Here is a 21,828-nt window from a genome sequence, read left to right as displayed (position 1 = left end):
AATAATCTTAGGCATACCTTATAAAAACACAAAGCCACTCTTTAAAGATTTTATCCATTTTAGGGACGGTTTGAGAATAGTAAAAAAATAACCCTTTTGGCCCCAAAATCGCGTGAACTTGAATAACGGTTAATTGTTAACAAAATGTTATATTCAAAAATTGTATTTTTCCGATGAGAAAACGTGTCTTTTTGGGGTCAATTTGGATATCGAAAATTATTGTACGTTAAGGCTACTTTTTAATCAGACTCAACGCCTTTATAGAATGCCTGAATGCGACAAACCTGGGAAGTACTGTAGCCTGTCGCGTCTGCCGTTTCGCGGATGCTGAGTTTTTTTACCTGCCGGTAGTACATCACTTTCTGATGCCGTTCCCGATCTGCCTGCTTTCCCCGGTATCTACCCAACGTATGTGCCCGTTCAATTCCCTGTTTTTGTCGCTGGAAGCGACTCAGCCAGTCCTTATGTGACATTGCAGCCATCAGGTCGATTAGCATGTTATTGATAGCGGTTATTACTGCGTGGGTGATCGGATCCGCCTGCGAAGGATCTTTATCTGACAGCGACTGCCATGATGTGGGCACATCAAGACTAACAATCCGCAGCTCGTGTTGTTCTATCTGCTTTTTCAGCGTCATCCAGTCGCTGTTGCTCAGACGGGTCAGACGGTCTATCTGTTCGACCAGCAAGATATCATTGTGGTGACTGTCCATCAGTAAACGTCCCAGCTCCGGGCGGTCAAGTTTTGTGCCGCTGATATTCTCCCGGTAGTAGCTGGCGATTTTATGTCCCCGTTCCTGGACGAACTGCTCCAACATCTCTTTTGCCCGATCGGCGAACTGATCTTCCGTCGATGCCCTCAAATAAGCTCTGATAAACATTTTTTTACCACATTATCGCATTTAGATTATTCCATTTATTTTATCGCATTTAGGTTATTTCATTAGTGGAGTGCCGTCACGTTTTGTCTATGGCATCAGGGTGTACCCTTACGCGATAACTAATTTTGTTAAAAATAACATACTAATTAATTTACAAGGAAAACTATATGGCACGGAGGCAGATTCTTTCGCTGTCTGAAAGAGAATCATTACTGGCATTACCGGACGATGAGTTAACGCTGACTCGGATGGCGTATTTTAGTGAACATGATCTGGTGCTTATCGGTGCTCACCGTAAACCTGCCAGCCGTTTTGGTTTTGCCGTTCTTCTTTGCTATCTGAAAAATCTCGGCTTTGCCCCGGATAAAAAATCCCACCATCTGATGCGCTGCTGAAGCATATCGCCAGCAGGTTAAAACTCACCAAGGATCTCTGGCCAGCTTACCTTTCCGGCAGGGATACAACCCGGCGTGAACATTTAACCGAACTCTACCGATATCTTGGCGTAAAAGCTTTCACCGGCAAAATACAACAGGACTGTGTTAAATACCTGCTGTCGATGGCGACGCGCACCGATAAAGGTATTCTCCTGACCGAAGAGTTACTGGTCTATCTCCGGCAGAACAACGTGATAATCCCCTCGATTGATGTAGTGGAACGTACCTGTGCCGAGGCCATGGTAAGCGGCGATAAAATCGTATTTCATACCCTGAATGCCCCATTAACTCCGGCTCACAGGGATGCCCTTGATCGTTTACTTGAGTCATCAGATAATCAGCCTTCCAGGCTGACATGGCTTCTGCAACCGCCGGGTAAAATCAATGGTAAGAACGTGCTGCAACATCTTGATCGGCTCAATAGCATTGAATCGCTGGGATTACCGGAAGGTATAGATCGTACCATTCACCAGAACCGGTTGCTGAAACTGGCGCGTGAAGGCCGAAAGATGAGTAGCCGGGATTTGACCCGATTTTCAGCAGACCGGCGTCATGCGATCCTGGTGTGCGTGCTGGAAGAAGCCAGAGCCACACTGACAGACGAAGTGATTGAGCTGCATGAACGAATGCTAAACAGCCTGTTCAGTAAAGCCAAAAGAACACAGGCTGAGCGCCTTCAGCAGACCGGAAAGCTGATCCAGTCCAAACTGAGGCAATACATCGATGTCGGCCATGCTCTGTCTGAAGCCCGTGATTCCGGTGGCGACCCATGGATCGCAATAGAAAACATACTACCATGGTCTGAATTTGTCGCCAGTCTGGAGGAAACACGCCATCTCGCCAGGAAAAATAATTTTGACCCGTTGCATATTATTACTGAGAAATACAGCACTTACGGAAATATGCCCCGCGCATATTGTCCGCTTTACAGTTAGTAGCAACCCCGGCTGCGCAGCCTCTGGCCGATGCGCTGGTTGTGATCAAAGATATGTATCTGAAGCAGTCACGTAAAGTTCCGGCGACAGCACCGCTTGAGTTTGTCCCTGAAATATGGAGGAAGGTGGTGATTACACCTGTGGGTATTGACCGGCAGTACTATGAGTTCTGTGCGCTCAGCGAGCTTAAAGGAGCATTGCGCTCTGGGGACATCTGGGTTAAAGGCTCACGCCGCTACAAAAACTTTGATGATTATCTCATTCCCGAAAAGGACTTTGACAAACTTACACCGGCGCTGCCACTGCCAGTATCTGCTGATTATCATGAGTACATTACCAGCCGTATGACCCTGCTTCAGTCTAAACTTGAAGACGTCAATGCCATGGCCGCACACGGTGAGCTGCCTGATGTGGAAATATCAGACAGGGGCGTAAAAGTCTCGCCGCTGGATAACAGCGTGCCGGTGCAGGTTTCACCACTTGCAGAGCTGATTTACAGCATGCTGCCTCTTCCTAAAATCACGGAAATTCTGGACGAGGTAAACAGCTGGACGACATTTACCCGCCATTTTTCGCATATAAAAAATGACATTTCCCGTCCCGATACCCGCCTACTGCTCACCGCCATCCTTGCAGATGGCATCAATCTTGGTCTGACCAAAATGGCGGAGTCCTGCCCCGGAAGCACCAAATCATCACTGGAAGATATCCAGGCATGGTACATCCGCGACGAAACCTATTCAGCTGCCCTTGCAGAGCTGGTAAACGCGCAGGGGAAAAGGCCGTTGGCGGCATTCTGGGGAGACGGGACAACGTCATCATCAGATGGACAGAATTTCAAAACAGGCAGCTCAGGCCGCTACGCAGGGCAGGTTAACCCGAAATACGGACAGGAGCCAGGACGTCAATTTTATACCCATATTTCGGATCAATACAGCCCGTTTTATACCTGCATAATCAGTCGGGTCAGGGATTCAACCCATGTACTCGATGGCTTGCTGTACCACGAAAGCGACCTGGAAATCAGAGAGCATTACACCGATACCGCGGGTTTTACCGATCATGTCTTTGCTCTGATGCACCTGCTGGGATTTGCGTTCTGTCCGCGAATCAGGGATCTCCACGACAAGAAGCTGTTTATTAGTGGGAAAGCGGATCAGTATCCGGCACTTCAGTCACTGATATCAACGACCAGCCTGAATTTGAAAGATATCGAAATTCACTGGCGTGAAGTGCTGCGTCTGGCCACGTCAATAAAGCAGGGAACGGTGACGGCATCCCTGATGCTGAAAAAGCTTGCCAGCTATCCAAAACAAAACGGGATGGCCAAAGCGCTGAGAGAAATTGGCCGCATTGAGCGAACCCTGTTTATACTCGACTGGTTCCGCGATCCGGCTCTGCGTCGACGGGTCCAGGCGGGGCTGAATAAAGGCGAAGCCCGTAATGCGTTGGCGCGTGCAGTATTTATGCACCGGCTGGGAGAAATTAGGGACAGAAAACCAGAAAATCAGAGCTATCGCGCCAGCGGGCTGACGCTGCTGACAACTGCCATCTCACTTTGGAATACCGTATATATGGAAAGAGCGGTAGATGCCCTCAAGCGTAAGGGGCTGAAGATCAAAGAGCAACTGCTGTCGCATTTGTCGCCGTTAGGCTGGGAGCATATCAATCTGACAGGCGATTATATCTGGAAAAGCAACCGAATACCGGCTTCAGGCAAGTTTCGTCGGCTGAGATCAGCTAAAGTCGAAAGGGTCAAAAAATAGCCTTAACGTACAATAATTTTCGATATCCAAACTGAACCCTAAATCATTGAGGAAGACTTTATTAAAAAAGGCACCGTCCTGAGTTTTTAGGATGTCTATACTCATGCACTCACCTGTTGTTTTGTGCACTAAATGCCATTCTTCTAAATTCAATTCCTTAACATTCATGTTCAATACCCATGATAACGTTTGTTCGGTTAACTCTAACATTCGTTTCACAAAAATCAATCATATGTTTCAATAAAATGATATTAAAAAATGCTATGTTATCAAATTTGATAACAAAAATTCCTATATAAACATGTATTGTTATCAAAAATGAACACAAAAATTTAAGTAAAAATTAACGCAATATATTAATAAATATGAAAAATAACCTTATTACAGACAAAGTTTCACTCTATTCTTCCTCTTCCTTAGGAACTACCAGACAATCTCAACAACAACAACCTAACTTCCGCTTCCTTGTTTTGTCTGTTCGTCGCTACGCTCCTGCGGTACGCCTCAGACAAAGACTGTGGCGAGCGTAAACAAGATAAAAATAGGAAAAATTTCGACAGCAACAAATATGACCACTGTTCGTGGTAGGCAGCCTCTCGTGGCATGACAGGCCGGATCATCCAGCCCTTGAACCCCTATGTAGGCTTTAACTTCGTCGATAACTCCGTAATGTTAAAAGTTGATATTGTGGTTATATTGCAACATATTTTTATATAGTAAAATTGATTTAGAATTCCAAATGGAATTCTAAATAGAATTCTATTATAGTATCATTAAAGAATTCATAAAGGATATCTAGTTTTACTAACCTATTTAATAGAGGACCTGTACATGCCAGTTATTTCTTTCGTCTCCCCAAAAGGGGGTGTAGGTAAGACCACATCCGCCCTAATATTAGCTATGCAAATTGCACGTCGAGTCAAGGTTACCGTTATTGATGCAGACCCAAATCACCCTATAAAATCATGGGCAGAAGGGGGAGATACGCCTGAAAATATGACTATTATCTCGGATGTAACAGATAAGACGATTGGGGAAACGATCGCAGAAGTAGCAACAAAGGCACCATTCGTGATTGTTGATCTAGAAGGTACAGCAGCAACCATTGTTGCGTATGCAATTGCGGAGTCCGACTTTGTGATTGTGCCAACACAGGGGTCGCAACTTGATGCAGAACAGGCCAGTAGAGCGTTTGGCTTAATAAAAGCACATGAGCGTGCTATTCAAAAACATAAGCATGATTACAAATTACCTTATGCTGTCTTGTTTACACGCACATCTGCTGCAATTCAAAGCAGGGATACCAGACATATACGAAAAAGTTTTGAAGCTGGAGGGATTCCTTTTTTTGAGACAGAGTTGAACGAAAGAGCAGCATTCAAAGCCATGTTTTCATATCGACAGACGCTTGAAAACCTTCCACATGATGAGGTCTCTAATGTTGAAAAAGCCATTTATAACGCAGAGTCTTTCACCCGAGAAGTCATAGCTAAAATAAACATACATACTCAGTCACCGACAACAACAGAATAAGGTTATATCATGAGCCGCGTAGATCCTCTAGATAGTTTAAGAAATTTTGAACCTAAAGCTGTCACTAAACAAAAAACAAAGCAAAGTAATGCAGAAATCGAGAAGCTAGCTAACCAACATGGTTTTGTGAATCGGAAATCAACACCTTTACCTCATCCCATTGAACGATCAAAACGACGTTTCAAGACGGGACGCAATATTCAGATCAACATTAAAGGCGATCTAGATACTAAAAACGAATTGTATCGAATCGCTGATTATATCGATCAACCATTAGGCGAAACTCTTAAAAGAGCATTAGCAGCTTTACAACGAGAGTTAGGCTGTTAACTAAAAAAAAGAGTTACTGATTTTAATTAATATCATCAAATAACTAAATAGAAGTAATTTAGCTTTGCTATAAAGCTTTATAACGTATAAAAAACGTTTAAAATCATGTATATACTAAAAGTTTTTTTTATAATTACCATGAATTCGATTTTTTTATAAAACTAGATATCCTTTATGAATTCTTTAATGATACTATAATAGAATTCTATTTAGAATTCCATTTGGAATTCTAAATCAATTTTACTATATAAAAATATGTTGCAATATAACCACAATATCAACTTATAAATAATCAGTACCTGTCAGATTATTTGGCTACCAGTGCATTTTTTAACTTAAAAATCTCTTTCTTTCCTTTCTCTCTCATACGCGACACTTCAGCTTTAGGGGTATTTTGATTTCGATTTTTAAACGTTACTTTGTCTGAGGATGAATCATAGAGAACTTCATAGTCGGGTAGGTCATTTGTTTGAGCTAATTGCTTTAAATTATGCCTAAACATTTTCAATAGAGCCGTACTTCCTGTTTTTAAATGTAACTTCTCAAGTGAAATAACAAACTCATGCTGATTACCACAATGTTTACGGGCAATCTCATAGATTCTTCGATCTATAGCTTTGCGAATGCGAAAATAATCTGGGCTAATTTGCAAAACTTTAGTTTTAGTGATTGCTTGATAAAGCCAATCAGGTAACGTAACTTCGACCATGCCAATATCGAGTTTACCTTTTTGTTCTTCTATTATTCGCCAGCTATCTATTAATCCAAAACCTATAGTCTCTTGTTTTTCTTTGGAAAATATAATATTTGTTGTTACTCGTGTCCCTGATAATCTTTTTAGGGATTTTACTAATTCTTTATAAGTTCTACCTCCAATTTCCCTATTTGTTGTTATAAAAAAATCGTATGGAGTGAAAGCAATTGTACGACTTATTGGCCGATTATTGTTAATAGATTCTTGTAATTTAGAAATAGCATAAATCCAAATATCTTTATCAAAAATCGTTGCCAATCCTAATGAAGTAGATTCTATAGAAATAGAAACATTTCCATTTCTATAAATTCTAGGTTTTATATCCCCACCTTTTAAAGCAAAAAATGGATGTTCCATGCTTACCATTTCATCTCTAAAACTAGAAAGTTCAACTTCATCAGCAATAAAAAAAAGTATCTCATGTTTACGCGGGCGCAATGTTTTCAAATTGTTTAATCTCTTTTTGATAGTATTATTTATCATACCCTCAATCTTATCTTGATTAGGGTTGTGGTAAGAGTCAGTACTTGAGTTACCGCTCAATACTGATTCGTTCTTTTGGGATTTAAAAACCCATACAAAAAAACTTAATACTGGGATTTAAAAACAAATATAGTGGGATTTAAAAACTTAGTCAATAAACGCAACTATAAAATAGTAAAAACTTCCATTTTTTATGTGAATAATCCAAAATTTATACTGGGATTTAAAAACTTAATACTGGGATTTAAAAACTTAATACTGGGATTTAAAAACTTAATACTGGGATTTAAAAACTTTAAAATTAAAAAAATTAATAAAAATCAATTTATTATATAATAAATTTCTCCCTTTAACTTATTTAACTTATACATAACTATATTTAACCGGAAATTTTTCCCCATTCTCTGTGGATAACTTTTCTGACAAAAGTGGTATAACCACTTCAAAATATTCATTGGCTTTAGATATTTTCATTTGGTTATTCTTTAACCAATAAGTGACCTGATTCCTTTGTGACCTTAAGTGATATTCCGCTTCCTCGCCCGTTCACTCGCGTTGCTCGGTCACTAAGCTGCGGCGAGCGTTTGGGATCAATATTTTTAAATGGATTTTTAAATTAATTAACAGTTAGTCATTGCACAACAGTGCCACTACCGCTAGCATCAATAGGATTAACGTAATCTATTCATTCAGGTGCAACATGAATAAAACAGAGCTCATCAACAAAGTGAGTGAAAAATCAGGATTAGGCAAGAAAGATGCAGAGAAGGCGGTTAACGCCTTCACAGATACCATCACCGAGTCTTTAAAATCGGGTAACAGCGTACAGCTCGTTGGTTTTGGCAGTTTTCAGGTTAAGGCTCGAGCGGCAAGGGAAGGGCGCAATCCACAAACAGGCAAGGCAATTAAAATTGCGGCTACCAACGTACCGAGTTTTAAAGCAGGTCAAAAGCTAAAAGATGCGGTTAAGTAATTCATGACCTACAACACAAAGTCAATTCGTATTCTAAATGAAGACGAAATCAAACAGTTTGACTGGCATTGGGCTGAGGAATTAGCCCACGAACACATTTTGCCTCTAGATTGGATTAAGCGCGGATTTGAAGCCTCAAGACGTTTAGGTCTTGAGCCGGATTTTTTTGTCAACAAGTATATACACAAACAAGACCTTCCCAAAAATGACGAATTCGAGCAAGTCTTCATTGAAGTGCTAAAGGAAGACAGAAAGAAGAGTCAAAATACCCTATAAATCGCACTGTAAGCAACGCTGAGCCGTTTTTTGAAGGAATTGAAGAAAAGGTAGGGACAAAAAAACACCCCTACCGGAGACCTGATAGGGGTGACTTACAAAGCTAGATTAACTAATGTTTGATAAAATCTTCATCACATTTCCACCTTCAAATTTAATCTGTTTTTGCCATAATTCAACTTTTAAATTGTAATAAGTGAACAAATCGGATGAGTAAAAAATTCACCCCAACGCCCCACGATAGTCTATTTAAGCAGTTTTTAAGTGAAAAAGAGACGGCAAAAGATTTCTTTACTATCTGGCTACCGGATGAGATTAAATCACTTTGTGATTTAAATAGCCTTAAATTGGAATCCGGCTCATTTATCGATAGTGAGATGAAAAATTACCAGAGTGATATTTTGTACTCCGTTAAAACCACAAAAGGAAAAGGTTATTTCTATCTCCTGATTGAACACCAGTCTACACCCGATAAGCTGATGGCTTGGCGACTGATGCGTTATTGTATGGGCGCAATGCAAAAACATTTAGAGGCGGGCCACAAAAAATTACCTTTGGTATTTCCTATCCTGTTTTACACAGGTGAAAAGAGTCCTTATCCCTATAGTACAGATTGGTTCGACTGCTTTAGTGGGCGGGATATTGCCGAAAAGATTTATACCAAACCGTTTAAGTTAGTGGATGTCACCACACTTAATGATGGTGAAATCATGCAGCACAAACGAATGGCTTTGCTTGAGTTAGTCCAGAAGCACATTCGCAGACGGGATATGACCGAGCTTTTGAGTGAAATTGTCAAATTATTATCGTATAATTATTACTCCGATAATCAGGTGATAACGTTGTTTAATTACCTCATACAGGAAGGTAATGCCGAACAGCCAGCAAAGTTAATCAAAGAGATAGCTAAACAGTCAGAGAAGCATGAGGGGGCACTGATGAACATCGCTCAAGGGTTAAGACAAGAGGGTATTCAAGAAGGAATACAAAAAGGCAAACTTGAAGGTATGCAAGAAGGTATCCAGAAAGGCAAGCTGGAAGGTGAAAAACAAGCCTCCCTAAAGATTGCACGTCAACTTCTTGAAAAGGGCGTAGAGCGAGACATAGTCAAACTATCAACGGGTCTCACTGATGCTGAATTAAGAAACCTGTTCAAAGACTAAAATGACCGAGCGGCAGAAATTAACCCTCAATCGCCCTAGACGGGCTTCTGAAGAAACGACACCCAAATCCTCACCGGTTTACCGAAAAAAGGTCTGGGTGAATCCTACGCCCAAAAAACAGGTGAAAAAACCAAAACCCCAAAAGCCTGTTAAGCCAGTGACCCAAAAGCGGGTTGAAAAGCCTCAACCTGTTGTTAAGGTTAAAATCCCAAAACCGCCCAGGCAACCAAAAAAACGATTGCCGTTAGCGGAGGCGATTTCCCAAATCAGCGCCTTTTGGCCAGACCTGTTTCCTGAACAACAGCTTAAACCGATGAAAATTGGCATCCGGCAAGCTATGTGGCAGGAAGTGAATGAGAAGGGGTTACCGCTCACTAAAAAGCGCTTAAGAGCCTGTTTAGGCAGTATTGGACACCACGCTAATTATCGCGCCCTTATCCACTTAAGCGCTAGTCGTTATGACAAAGACGGACAGGTGGCAGGCGAGGTTACCCAGGCGGATGTTGAGGATAATTTAAAGCGTCTGGTCAGGCTTAATAAATCGCTTCAACAACCTACTGATGGTTATGTTAGTCTGGCGTTGGGAAAATGATGCTCGCTGGTATGAAGCGGAACTCTGTTATGATTTATTTGGTGATTTATTGCTTATTCAACGTTGGGGAGGATTAGGAAATCATCTTCATGGCCAAAAAACCGAAATCGTTCCTGAAATATTTACCGGTATTGCTAAACTCCATGCTATTGATAGACAACGAAGGAAAAGAAAAAACCCTTATCATCGTATAGAATAACCATATATCAAATCCTTTATTGAACACTTTAACAAACGATGACAAAACAAGAACTCTCTACCTTAAATATGGCGGGCTTTATCAAAAGTCAAACCTTAATCCTCTTGGATAAGCTCAATCAGCTTAATCTGGATGACTGTGCAGATGAGTGCGAAGAGTTGCATGAAATGGCAGAGGTACTTTATCTTAAATTAAGACAACGTTTGGATAAAAAATAAAGATTTATCACAAAGGAATGATAGTGATATTCTTCTTTGATAAATAGCGACACAAAATCTTATACATATCACGGTCAAATTTATCCATTGCATGATTAAATGTTAATGTTTCATTGAGATTTTCAACCGAACCCAAATAAACCCAATTATTCACGATATGAATTTGCGTTTGTTGAACCCCTTTTTCCGTAATACCAATGGCGCCCTTGTAAGGCCAAACTGCTAACTTATGTTGTTTAAACGCGCGTAAAACCCTACTGTGATGATGTTCTTGACTTTCTTTGTTAATACAAACTCCGTGACATAAGCCGAGCTGAAGGCGAAAGCAGCCAGATGCTCTCGTCTTCTCGAGACCTAGTTTGCAATAACAGAGATGATTTTCATCTGCAATGGATTTAAGCTTTTCTAAAGCTGTAAACCGATTTTTATACAAACCGTATAGATTTTCTGCTTTCGAAAAGTCAATTTCTTTCGCATACACAATATTAATTTTTTTGTTTGTAACCTGAAAAGCACAAAGTTCCCGGTGTTTCCTTAAGCGCTTATTAAAGATGGGGTGATATTGTTTAATTAATCTAGCCTCGAGTAACAGGGCGCCTATTTCACCTGCCGTGGTTTGCCAGTGAATATATTTAAGTTGATTTATTAATCTGATATTCCTTGTATAAAAGTGGGATAGGACTCTTTTTTTAAGATTTATACTTTTCCCAATATAGATTGGCAAAACTCATTTTCACCGAAAAAAAATAGACACCCAGTAAATTGGGAATGCGGGAGTTTATCGTCTTTAGTTTTTTTCTTCATCACCTTCTAGTTTAGTGGATTGGTTTTACTGATTTCCATCAAATTTTTCCCTTAATTTTTAGAACGTTAGTTTATATCATTTAGTTTTAAAGCCTTCAACTTACGCCTTTAAAGATGTTTTTTTGAAATAAAAAGTGGTAATGATTGCTAATCATGTTATATTATACTGCTTTAATATACAGTGGAAGAGCTGTTGTTTAGAATGGCTTCTTGCACCCACTGAATATGCTATTTATTGCCAATAAGTGTAAAAAATTTTATGTTTGCGTTAGTCGATGTGAATAGTTTTATGCCTCCTGTGAGCAAGTATTTAGGCCGGAATTAAAAGGTAAGCCGGTTGTTGTGCTATCAAATAATGATGGTTGTGTCATCGCACGCTCCAGAAATGCCAGAAAACATATTCGAATGGGCGCACCCTGGTTTGAAATAGAATCTTTTGTAAAAGAGAATAACGTTGCGGTTTTTTCATCAAATTATACATATTACGCTGACATGAGTATGCGAGTTATGGAAGTATTGGCTTTTTTGGTGCCTAAACTGGAAATTTATTCAATTGACGAAGCGTTTTGTGATTTATCTGGAGTAAGTTCTACATACGATTTGACCGAATTTGGGTTTTACCTTCAAAAGGAAATAATGAAACGTTGTCATCTTCCCGTTGGGGTAGGGATATCCACAACAAAGACGTTAGCTAAACTAGCTAATTTTGCAGCAAAACAATGGCAAAAAACCGGGGGGGTTGTTGATTTAAGTTTAAAGGACAGACAACAAAAATTGATGTCTCTTGTTCCTGTCGCTGAAGTCTGGGGAATTGGTCGAAAATTATCAAAAAAACTCCAGTTGCTTAATATTAATACCGCGTTAGATTTGAGTCGCTTGCCGCCAGATGAGGCTAGAAAATTTCACTCTGTTGTTTTAGAAAGAACGGTCAGAGAGTTAAACGGTATTTCATGCTTAACATTAGAAGAGCAACAAAACCCAAAAAAACAGATAATCTGTTCTCGTTCATTTGGTAATAAAATTACTAATTTCGATTTTGTTAGGCAAAGTGTCTGCGCCCGCGCAGAGCGCGCCGCCGAAAAATTAAGAGAAGAAAAGCAGTTTTGCAAATTAATCAATGTGTCTATTCAAAGCAGTCGATTCTCAAAAAAAACCGGCGGTTTTTATCGCTATGGCTCACAAAAACTCACTTACCCAACTCAAGATAGTCGAGATATCATAAAAGCTGCTACCAATATATTAGATAACATTTGGGTAGCAGATATTGAATACAGTAAAAGTGGTGTTATGTTGAGTGATTTTTACGATTCTGGTGTGAAGCAGCTTTCCCTTTTTGAAACAGAAAAACCCTATAAAAATAGCGATATATTGATGCAACTTATTGATGAGATTAATCGCTCTTCACTGGCACAAATTGGATTTGCAGGTAAAGGTAATGCAGAGAAAAAATATCCCTGGAAAATGAAAAGGCAATACCTATCACAGAAGTGGACGACTGATATCAATCAGACTGCTATTGTTAAATGTTAAACAAACCCATTTCCACAATCCCTTAATCTGATTTTTTACCATATTTCTGCTTGAGCCACATCCATGGCTCAATGGGATTTTTAGATGACCACAGTCCAATATTTGCTTATCGTGCCTTTTTCTCGAGAGCCAAAAACCCAAAATTAGTCGCCTTCCCATGGTACCGATATACCCACGCCAAGCCGGATTTAATCTGTTCGGCATTGATGTTTTTTTCTTCAATGATTAAGGTACCCAACCAACGTCCAAACCTATCCTTTTTGTCTGTCATCACTTCTACCTGCTTTTTCGCGCTCAGGTGAAGCAGGTTTTGTTTTTAGCGTCTTCCAAAGGGTTGACCTAATTCAGGCGCATCAATACCAATGAGGCGCACTTTGACCCGTTTGCCTTCCGTGAGGACGAAAACGGTATCACCATCAACGACGTTAACAACACGCCCAGAAATATTAAAGTAAAAACAATTTAAACTTTAATTCCCAGCCATATTTATTCATACAACGATAAAAAAAATCATTACGCTGATATTCATTAACATCCTTAATCTTTGTTTCTGTTAAAAACATAGGTTTTTGATTTTCATCTTTCTTATCTTTTCTCCCAAAAGACTCACTTGATATTGAAAAATCGGGGTATCCAAATTTTGTTTCTTGTACCCTTTCATTTTTTACGGGGAATTCTTTTTCTGATTGTGTTTTACAAAGATTTTTCGCAAAAGAAAAGTCTTCAGCATTAACGGTATTTTTTTCCCACTTATTGGTACAACCAAAAATAAGAGTTGATAACATCATAGCTGCTAATGAAATCCTCATATCTATCCCTTCTTAATGGTGATTATGTATTTTCAAAAAACAATATCACTATCACATAACTGATATCACCCAAGCAATAAGTTATTTTTGATTTTATCTAAAACTATTTTTTCTTCTGAAAGAATTTATTTTTGGAGGGCTATCTAACTTTGAGATCAAAGCCAAAACGTTATACAATTGTTTAAGATTAAAATTTTCATCTGATAGATAGGAGATAATTTTGGGCAATCGATGATCAACTAGAGCGTTCTACGCCGGAACCGCCTAAATTTTCGAAATAGGTTTTTTCGATGATCTTTCGCAACTTAAATAACGGCATCTGCAATACCTTGAGCTCGTCAAACCATCCAATTTTCAAAGCGAACACGAATATCCACAAATATCTACTTGGTTAATATAAATTAGCAGTACAAAATGTTCGAATAATATCTAGTGGATCAGGTTTAGATATTTCCAAACAGAGTTGAAAATCGCTTGTATACAATACTGAGCTGTTTTTTGAAGGAATTGAAGAGAAGGTAGGGGACAAAAAAACACCTCTACCAGAGACCTGATAGGGGTGACTTACGAAGCTCTATTAACTCATGTTTGATATCTTGCTTAAAAACATTTCCACCTTCAAATTTAATCTGTTTTTGCCATAATTCAACTTTTAAATTTTAATAAGTGAACAAATCGGATGAGTTAAAAATTTACAGTTCTTCATTGAAAGCTCTCAGTTCACCCTCACTGACGGATTACGGCACCGTAATGGAATAACGCCCTTGCATATTGATATGGCCGCACAGCAATAGGGACAGTTTTTCAACATCTTCATCGTGAACCGGATAACCTTCATGCCTGAGCTGCTGAATTGCGGCATCCATGTAAATCGTGTTCCACAAAACAATAATATTTAGCACCAGACCTGACGATCCTAACTGATCTTCCTGGCCTTTACGGTAAGCCTGTGTCAGTTCTCCCCGTTCACCATGAAAGACATTCTGGCCACTGCGTGGCGACCCTCTCCACGGTTGAGTTGTTGCAATGTTCTTCGCCGTTTGTTTTTATCGTCGAGGTAAGTCGGGTAGTTTGCGGTAAAGTGCAGGGAACTACGTTAAGGCATTTTATGTATTAAAGTCTGGACTTCGGTTGACAATTATTTTTTTCTAATTGTAGTCTGAGGTCAGATATTATGAATATTAAAGCTAAACGAGATATTGCGCACAAAACAAAGATCTTAAATCATACTCGTGAGAGCAAAAACGTTGCTAAAACTTGTCGCCATTTTGGGATAAGTAGAGAAACCTATTACACATGGAAAAGAGCTTACGAACGAAAAGGCGAGAAAGGCTCAATCAACAATAAACCTTGCCCTGAAAAATCCGACGACAAGAGTTGCAAAACATATTGAGGGGCTCGTTATTTACTTGCGTACAACTTATCATTTTGGTCCCCAACGGATAGCTTGGTATCTTCTCCGGTTTCACAACATAAAAATATCACGCTCAGGCTGCTACTATGTCCTTCTAAGAAATAAGCTAAATCAACTCCCTCAAAAATCAGCGAAGCCGCTTTAAGCCTTTATTTTAACGCTATCAAAAACAAGTACCCGGTCACCATGTTCAGGTTGATGTGAGATTTTTATTTTTTTATGCGCCAGATGGGCAAAGAATCAAACGTTTTCAATATACAGCAATAGATGATGCAACGCGCATAAGAGCACTTAAAATTTATGAACGACATAATAAGGCGAAAGCAATTAATTTTATTAATTATATCGTTTATAAATTTCCTTTTAGAATCAGAACTATTAGAACTGATAATGGTCACGAATTTCAATCAAAATTCAATTGGCATGTGCATGATTTAGGTATGGAGCATGTTTATATCAAGCCAGCTACACCCAGATTAAATGGGAAAGTAGAGCGCTCTCATCTCACCGATAAGCAGGATTTTTATTAGTTAATTGATTATAAAGATGATGTCAATTTACATGAAAAATTACCAGAACGGGAAGCCTTTTATAACTGTCATCGGTCCCCATTCAGCTCATGCTGGTAAAACGCCTTATGAAGTGTTAAAAAAATAAACTAGGTCTATAAGATCAAATGTCAGCCGAGGTTTTGAGTGACACAACTAATACAATTTAAATTACTAAATCAACGTTAGGATCAAAAGTACCTATTATATCAACTAGAAAATCGCTGATTACATGATCCCCTTTTATATATAATCTATAAAGATGATCTGAATATTCCTTAACTTCTATTTTACCCACGGTGTATGAAAAATTTTCTATCAAATAATTTTTAGTTTCGTTCTGTGATCTATTAACCATTTTTATTGATGAAATATCTATCTTGTCGATACTAGATTGGAACCCTACGATGATATCGTGTTTTATTGGTGTTGACTCTTCAGTTGATAAATAAACAAAATAGTCCTGTTCAATTATTTCATATTTAGTTGCTATTTGATTTGTTAAATTACTAGATGAGTTATTGGTTATAAGATTATCTATATTTGCTGAAATATTTTGCTGCTGATTGATTTGACTTTCAATTAATTGTATTTCTTCTTTGTTCAAACTTGATATATCATAATTTTTAGCCTTTATTTTTTCATAGGCAGAATTAAAATTTAAGGTTTGTTTATTAATTCCATCCCCCCAAAGATAGTCTGCTCCTATACCTCCATAAATTATGTCAACCCCAGCTCCACCTTTTATAATATTATCAAGGGTGTTACCAATAATAAGATCATTTCCATATCCTCCAATTACATTTTCGATATCTGTACTGTATGAGATTGAAACATTCTTTATCAATCCACCAACATCTGAGAATGCTCCTGGATTTATGTCAATTCTTTGATCAAAAAAATATTTGGAATAATCTAAAGTGTCGATCCCACCAGAATCGACAATACTGCAAATTGTTGGTACTAATGGATCGTTACAAGAGTAATAATCTTTACCTGTATTTGAATTAAAGCCATATGTAGAATCTTCAATTCTGCTGTTACTTTTTCCATAAAGTCGTTGTAAAGCGCCAATATCGTCAATTAATGGAGATGACGCATATAGCCCTTTGAATTGAGCTCCTGTAAATGTTTCTGACCAATAACTCATTACTGTGTATTGTCTGGAGTCTTGTAAATAGCTTGCATCTTTTGAATAACTTATTTTAACATTCTGTGAGGCATCATAATTACTTGGATGAGACAGCCCTAATGCATGACCTATTTCATGTACAAAAGTGTGTCTACCGTAATTACCTAATTGGGGATATAAGATTTCAGAATGATTTTGAATATTAAACCAACTTTGACCTTCAGAATAACTTGTATTTGGTAAAAACGCAAATGCTTGATCTTTGTTGTTATTTATATTTCCGAATTGCAGATTAGTATTTATATTATCAGATGGGACAAATTTAAACTTTATGTTAGCCACATCTTCCCATGCGGCTAGAGATTGAACAATTTCTTCTTTTTGCCAATCTGTTAAGCTGATTGATTGAACAATTCCTTCTGAGTTAGCAATATCCCAATTGTTAAAAGAATATGTTATTTCACTTGATGAACCAAGAATATTTCTTCCATTCCAAGTGGTATTTTCTCTTGAAATCTGTTCAGCAGCTTTTATATTGTCTAAAGATTTTTTAGTATTATAATATTGATCATGGTTGATACGGATGTTTTCATTTATATAATTTAATAATTCTCTAGTTGCTTGAGTTCTAGGAAAGATTTTATTTTCCAAATTTTTAACATTAGGAGGTATAATTTCATCTATAGGCAATTTGTACTCTATATCTAAATTAGCACTTGGCATTTTGAATCTTACATGAGAGTTATTATGTTGGATATTTGTATTCTGAATACTTTTACTACTATTTGCATTTGATGGCTTGTCTTCAACCTTACAAGAGTAAATATCAGAAATTACTTCACTATCATTTGTTTTGATATGTATGTAACTTTTACCCATAATTTGCACCTGTAGTTTATAATTTATTTAAATGTTATATAAAAAATTCCTTAATAGTGCTTTTATTTAAACACTCATTTGAAAATTATTTATTATCTAATTATAGTCAATTTAAAAAAATATCAAAATTTTACCAATTTAAGTTGAGATTTAAGTTGAGTTTTTTTATGAATTATTTAATTACTAATTTATAGTTAAATAATTTTTTTAGGGATAATTTTTCATGTTAGAGAATATAGGGGTCAGCTTGGAAAACGGAAAATATCCTACGCTAAGCTTATTTTTTGTACCGACCTATATTAACTGCACGCAACGGACGGTATTTACCTGAGCCCAACTTTAGATTATTCCGCCAGATATAATCACCACTTAGATTGATATGCTCCCAACCTAGAGGGGATAAATGAGAAATTAATGCCTCATGAATCTGAATTCCTTTTCGTTTTAAAGATTCGATAGCTCTTTCTATATATACGGTATTCCACAACGTAATCGCCGCTGTTAACAATGTTAACCCACAGGCACGATAGCTTTGATTTTCCAGACCTCGATCTCTGATTTCGCCTAACCGGTGCATAAAATGGCTCGTGCTAGGGCATTGCGAGCTTCACCCTTATTTAAACCTGCTTGCACTCGACGACGTAGCTCAGGATCGCAAAACCAATCCAGCATAAACAGCGTTCGTTCGATACGACCGATTTCCCGTAATGCTTTTGCCAGACCATTTTGTTTGGGATAACTCGCCAATTTTTTTAACATTAGCGACGCAGTGACTGTTCCCTGTTTAATCGAGGTTGCCAGCCGAAGTACCTCATGCCAATGTTTTCAATTTCCCGGATATCCAGACTCGTCGAGGATATCAGCGACTGTAGCCCCGGGTATTGTTTTGCTTTCCCTTTGATAAATAGTTTCTTTTCAGGAAGATCCCTGATCCGAGGGCAGAATGCAAATCCCAATAAATGCATAAGTGCGAAGACATGCTCAGTGAAACCAGCTGTATCGGTATAATGCTCTGTAATTTCCAATTCACTTTCGTGATACAACAAGCCATCAAGTACATGGGTAGAATCTCTTACTCTGCTAATGACTTGAGTATAAAATGGGCTGTATTGATCTGAGATATGAGTATAAATCTGCACACCAGGCTCTGGGCCGTATTTTAGATTTACATGTCCTGCATATCGACCATGACTTCCAACCCGAAAATTTTGCCCGTCAGATGATGACGTTGTACCATTTCCCCACACGGCTGCCAGCGGGCTCTTTTTTTGGTATTCACCAGCTCAGCAAGTGCAGCTGAATAAGTTTCATCTCTGATGTACCAAGCTTGAATACCTTCGAGTGATGATTTTGTTGTTCCTGGGCAGGACTGAGCCATTTTCGTTATCCCCAAATTGATACCATCTGCAAGGATAGTCGTCAGTAACAACTTTTTTGTTTTGGGTCTGACGTGATTATTTTTGAGGTGAGTAAAGTGGTGGGTAAATCCACTCCAACCGTCCACTTCATCTAATATTTCAGTGATTTTTGGGCGAGGTAACATGGCATAAACGAGGTCAGCAAAAGGAGAAACGTCTGAAGGAACGCTGTCATCAAGTGGCGTTACTTTTACACCATTTTCTGATATATCAACATCATGCAAATCTCCCGCAATCGCCATCGCATTCACTTCTTCCAGACGTGATGATAACAGCGCCATACGTGAGCTAAGGTATTTTTGGCAATCTGTTGGAATGGCGAGTGGTAACTGAGTCTCTTTGAGTAATTTTTCAAAATCAGCGGAAGGAATAAGATAATCGTCAAAATTCTGGTAGCGTCGCGACCCTTTACCCAGATATCACCCGATCTTAATGCGCCTTTTAGCTCATTAAGGACACAAAACTCATAGTATTTTCGGTCAATCCCCGAGGGGTTATGACCAATTTTTCCAGTTTTCAGGGATAAAATTTATGGGCGCGGATGGCGGCACCTTTCGGAGTTGTTTTCGGTATATTTCTTTAAGGGTCTCAAGCGCTTCACTAAGTGACAGCGCTGTAGGAGTTGCCTTGAATTGCAATGCTGATAACATACGGGGGCATATTTACGCAACGTACTGTATTTTTCGGTGATCAGATTAAGAGGCTCAAAATTATCCTTTCGGGCTAAAACTGTGTTTCTTCCAGACTGGCGACAAATTCTGGCCAAGGAAGTACGCCTTCTATTGCAGTCCAAGGATCATCCCCTGATTCTCGTGCATTTAGCAGAGCCTGCCCAACGGTAAGATATTGCTTTAACTTACTCTGAATGAGTTTTCCTGTTTTTTGAAGTCGTTCGGCCTGTGTACGCTTTGCTCTACTGAATAAACTGCCCAAGATACGTTCATGTAATTCGATAATTTCATCAGTCAGTGTGGCCCTTGCTTCTGAGATAACACAAACCAACATGGCGTAACGACGTGTCTCGGAGAATTTAGCCAGATCCCTGCTATTCATTTTTCTACCTTCTCGAGCCAATTTGAGCAGTCGGTTTTGGTGAACGGAAAGCGAAATACCTTCAGGTAAAGCCAATCCCTCAATAGCATTTAATCTATCAATATGCTGCAACACATTTTACCATTAATTTTCCCCGGAGGTTGAAGCAGCCAAGCAAGACGGCTTAGTTGTTCATCCCTGAGATCAACAGATTATCTAAGGCTGTTTTATGTTGTGGTTCCAGTTGCGTTGTCAGTGCTGTAAACACTGCTCTATCCGCAATTGTCGTGGCTTCAGCAAGGGTCCTCTCAACCACATCAATGGAAGGGAAGATAACATTATTATTATGTAGCCAGATGAGCATCTCTTCAGCAAGGATCAAACCTTTGTCGGTTCGCATAGCATGAGGATATAAATGACTAATGCACATTTTTTGCAAAGGCTTACTGAATGGCACTAATTGTAAATAGCGATAGAGCTCGGCAAGGTGCTCCCAACGGGTTTCCTCTCTAGCAGCGTACTTTTGCCATAAATCAGGATTGAGTTTCAATCTCTCTGCCACTCTGGATAGAATACCATCGTGGGGAAGCGCATTTTTATCTGGGGTAAAACCCAGCCCTCGTAGATAACAGAGTAAAATTGCAAAGCCTAAACGGTTAGGGTCTTCGATGTTTTTTAATGAGAATCAGATCTTGCTCATTTAAAAAACATATTCGTGCGAGCAGGATGTCATCATCAGGTACAACCAGTAAACGTTCTTTTTCATCACTGCTCAGTATTTGTCGTCGTGGCATCAATGCTCTCCCAGAATACGGACATAGCTCGCTCTGATTTTCAAAATATAAGCCTATTAAGAAAATGTTTTCTGTTTAACAATGCGTATAACCGTTCGTTCAGAAACACCACATAACCTCGCAGTATCTCGGATGCTCTGCCTATTATTTACTCGAAGTTCAATGATTTTTTCATGCAATTGATGGTCAGCCTGACGCCCCCTGAATTTACCTACCGCCTTAGCTTTTGCTATACCTTCCTGTTGTCGGCGGCGACGATCCAGATAATCTTTTCTAGCGATAGCAGCCAGCATGTCTAACATCATCCCGTTAATAGCTTTAAGCATAACAAAGGTAAACTCATCGCCAACATTTGACGTCAGAGCTATATGGCTTGTTGGAAGATCCAAACTAACAACAATAAGGTCTTTTTCCTGGATAAGACGTTTTAATTTTTCCCAACCCTTTTCATCTAGGCGTGAAAGACGATCAACCTGTTCAATGAGAATAATGTCACCAGATGCTGCATCATCAAGCAAACGTAAAAGTTCTGGTCGTTGGAGTGAGGCCCCAGATACATTTTCAGTGTACCAACTGGCCATGCGAAACCCTTTTTCTTCAACGAAAGCTTTCATCCTATTTTTTAGCTCGGAGAGCGTCCTGTTCTTTGTTGATGCGCGGAGATAACCATGAATGTACATTTTCACCCATTGATGACGTTTAAGTGGTGATCATAATGTATATGACAGATAAGTAATGATCTAATAGAAAAATGTCAACCCATTAGCTTGTGACAATGGGGTGTACTCAAATGTCATGCGTGGTTAGGTTTTGAGTTTACAATGATGAGGTGAAAGAGAAGTGGTTAAATAGGTAAAAGAATTTAGACAATATCAATTTGTACATAAAATAGCCTTAGCGTAGGATATTTTCCGTTTTCCAAGCGCAC

The 21,828-nt window shown here is 38.9% G+C and carries 16 protein-coding genes and 4 pseudogenes; 11 read left to right on the top strand and 9 right to left on the bottom strand.

All coding sequences use genetic code 11. From position 1 onward, the window contains the following. Positions 1-239: 239 nt before the first annotated feature. Complete coding sequence (locus tag LDL57_RS15670; RefSeq protein ID WP_225507701.1) at positions 240-881, bottom strand: recombinase family protein; 642 nt, start codon at positions 879-881, stop codon at positions 240-242. A gap of 167 nt (positions 882-1,048) precedes the next feature. Between LDL57_RS15670 and LDL57_RS15665 the strand changes: the two are divergent. The 3 genes and pseudogenes from LDL57_RS15665 to LDL57_RS15650 all read left to right on the top strand — a co-directional run bounded on the left by LDL57_RS15665 (position 1,049) and on the right by LDL57_RS15650 (position 5,882). Next, positions 1,049-4,019, top strand: a pseudogene (locus tag LDL57_RS15665) (Tn3 family transposase). An 831-nt stretch (positions 4,020-4,850) separates the two neighbouring features. Beyond that, positions 4,851-5,552, top strand: coding sequence for an AAA family ATPase (locus LDL57_RS15655; RefSeq protein WP_225507699.1), 702 nt, complete (start codon positions 4,851-4,853; stop codon positions 5,550-5,552). 9 nt (positions 5,553-5,561) lie between these two features. Beyond that, positions 5,562-5,882, top strand: coding sequence for a hypothetical protein (locus tag LDL57_RS15650; RefSeq protein ID WP_225507697.1), 321 nt, complete (start codon positions 5,562-5,564; stop codon positions 5,880-5,882). Between the two features lie 307 nt (positions 5,883-6,189). Here LDL57_RS15650 and LDL57_RS15645 read toward each other — a convergent pair whose 3' ends face one another. After that, positions 6,190-7,119: a replication initiator protein A gene (locus LDL57_RS15645; RefSeq protein WP_225507695.1), complete on the bottom strand. Its 930-nt coding sequence runs from the start codon at positions 7,117-7,119 to the stop codon at positions 6,190-6,192. Positions 7,120-7,819: 700 nt separating this feature from the next. Between LDL57_RS15645 and hbs the strand changes: the two genes are divergently transcribed. The 6 genes from hbs to LDL57_RS15615 all read left to right on the top strand — a co-directional run bounded on the left by hbs (position 7,820) and on the right by LDL57_RS15615 (position 10,540). Further along, positions 7,820-8,092, top strand: a complete 273-nt coding sequence (gene hbs, locus LDL57_RS15640) for a non-specific DNA-binding protein Hbs (RefSeq protein ID WP_225507693.1) — start codon at positions 7,820-7,822, stop codon at positions 8,090-8,092. Between the two features lie 3 nt (positions 8,093-8,095). Next, positions 8,096-8,368, top strand: coding sequence for a hypothetical protein (locus LDL57_RS15635; protein WP_225507691.1), 273 nt, complete (start codon positions 8,096-8,098; stop codon positions 8,366-8,368). A 209-nt stretch (positions 8,369-8,577) separates the two neighbouring features. Beyond that, entirely contained in the window at positions 8,578-9,531 is a 954-nt protein-coding gene (locus LDL57_RS15630; protein ID WP_225507689.1) for an Rpn family recombination-promoting nuclease/putative transposase, read from the top strand. Between the two features lies 1 nt (position 9,532). Next, positions 9,533-10,123 (top strand): ProQ/FINO family protein, encoded by a 591-nt coding sequence (locus LDL57_RS15625; RefSeq protein WP_225507687.1) that lies wholly within the window; start codon positions 9,533-9,535, stop codon positions 10,121-10,123. After that, positions 10,098-10,322, top strand: coding sequence for a hypothetical protein (locus tag LDL57_RS15620; RefSeq protein ID WP_225507685.1), 225 nt, complete (start codon positions 10,098-10,100; stop codon positions 10,320-10,322). The genes LDL57_RS15625 and LDL57_RS15620 overlap by 26 nt, the downstream gene beginning before the upstream one ends. 38 nt (positions 10,323-10,360) lie before the next feature. Next, a complete protein-coding gene (locus LDL57_RS15615; protein ID WP_180559732.1) occupies positions 10,361-10,540 on the top strand; it encodes a Rop family plasmid primer RNA-binding protein in 180 nt (59 codons plus the stop codon). A gap of 7 nt (positions 10,541-10,547) precedes the next feature. Here LDL57_RS15615 and LDL57_RS15610 read toward each other — a convergent pair whose 3' ends face one another. Continuing rightward, the gene (locus tag LDL57_RS15610; protein WP_510516331.1) at positions 10,548-11,264 is read right to left on the bottom strand and encodes an endonuclease; all 717 of its coding nucleotides are present in this window, start codon (positions 11,262-11,264) and stop codon (positions 10,548-10,550) included. A gap of 422 nt (positions 11,265-11,686) precedes the next feature. On the opposite strand from LDL57_RS15610, the gene umuC reads away from it, so the two are divergent. Further along, entirely contained in the window at positions 11,687-12,874 is a 1,188-nt protein-coding gene (umuC, locus tag LDL57_RS15605; RefSeq protein ID WP_310740194.1) for a translesion error-prone DNA polymerase V subunit UmuC, read from the top strand. A 106-nt stretch (positions 12,875-12,980) separates the two neighbouring features. Here the strand turns inward: umuC and LDL57_RS15600 are convergent, their stop codons facing one another. The 3 genes and pseudogenes from LDL57_RS15600 to LDL57_RS15590 form a co-directional block, all read right to left on the bottom strand. Continuing rightward, the gene (locus LDL57_RS15600) at positions 12,981-13,172 is read right to left on the bottom strand and encodes a thermonuclease family protein (RefSeq protein WP_225507742.1); all 192 of its coding nucleotides are present in this window, start codon (positions 13,170-13,172) and stop codon (positions 12,981-12,983) included. Positions 13,173-13,320: 148 nt separating this feature from the next. Further along, the gene (locus tag LDL57_RS15595) at positions 13,321-13,683 is read right to left on the bottom strand and encodes a hypothetical protein (RefSeq protein ID WP_180559729.1); all 363 of its coding nucleotides are present in this window, start codon (positions 13,681-13,683) and stop codon (positions 13,321-13,323) included. 737 nt (positions 13,684-14,420) lie between these two features. Next, positions 14,421-14,743 (bottom strand): annotated as a pseudogene (locus LDL57_RS15590) (Tn3 family transposase); the annotation flags it as partial. A 114-nt stretch (positions 14,744-14,857) separates the two neighbouring features. Between LDL57_RS15590 and LDL57_RS15585 the strand changes: the two are divergent. Then, positions 14,858-15,754 (top strand): annotated as a pseudogene (locus LDL57_RS15585) (integrase core domain-containing protein). 57 nt (positions 15,755-15,811) lie between these two features. On the opposite strand, the gene LDL57_RS15580 reads toward LDL57_RS15585, so the two are convergent. The 3 genes and pseudogenes from LDL57_RS15580 to LDL57_RS15570 form a co-directional block, all read right to left on the bottom strand. Next, positions 15,812-17,656, bottom strand: a complete 1,845-nt coding sequence (locus tag LDL57_RS15580) for a M10 family metallopeptidase C-terminal domain-containing protein (protein ID WP_225507681.1) — start codon at positions 17,654-17,656, stop codon at positions 15,812-15,814. Positions 17,657-17,933: 277 nt separating this feature from the next. Continuing rightward, positions 17,934-20,900: pseudogene (locus LDL57_RS15575) on the bottom strand (Tn3 family transposase). Positions 20,901-20,956: 56 nt separating this feature from the next. After that, entirely contained in the window at positions 20,957-21,580 is a 624-nt protein-coding gene (locus LDL57_RS15570) for a recombinase family protein (RefSeq protein WP_225507679.1), read from the bottom strand. Between the last annotated feature and the right edge of the window lie 248 nt (positions 21,581-21,828).

The sequence above is a fragment of the Arsenophonus apicola genome, assembly GCF_020268605.1.
GTDB classification, from domain to species: Bacteria; Pseudomonadota; Gammaproteobacteria; order Enterobacterales; family Enterobacteriaceae; genus Arsenophonus; species Arsenophonus apicola.
The sequence above is the reverse complement of the archived record's forward strand: the minus strand, read 5'-3'. Positions and strand labels throughout refer to the sequence as shown.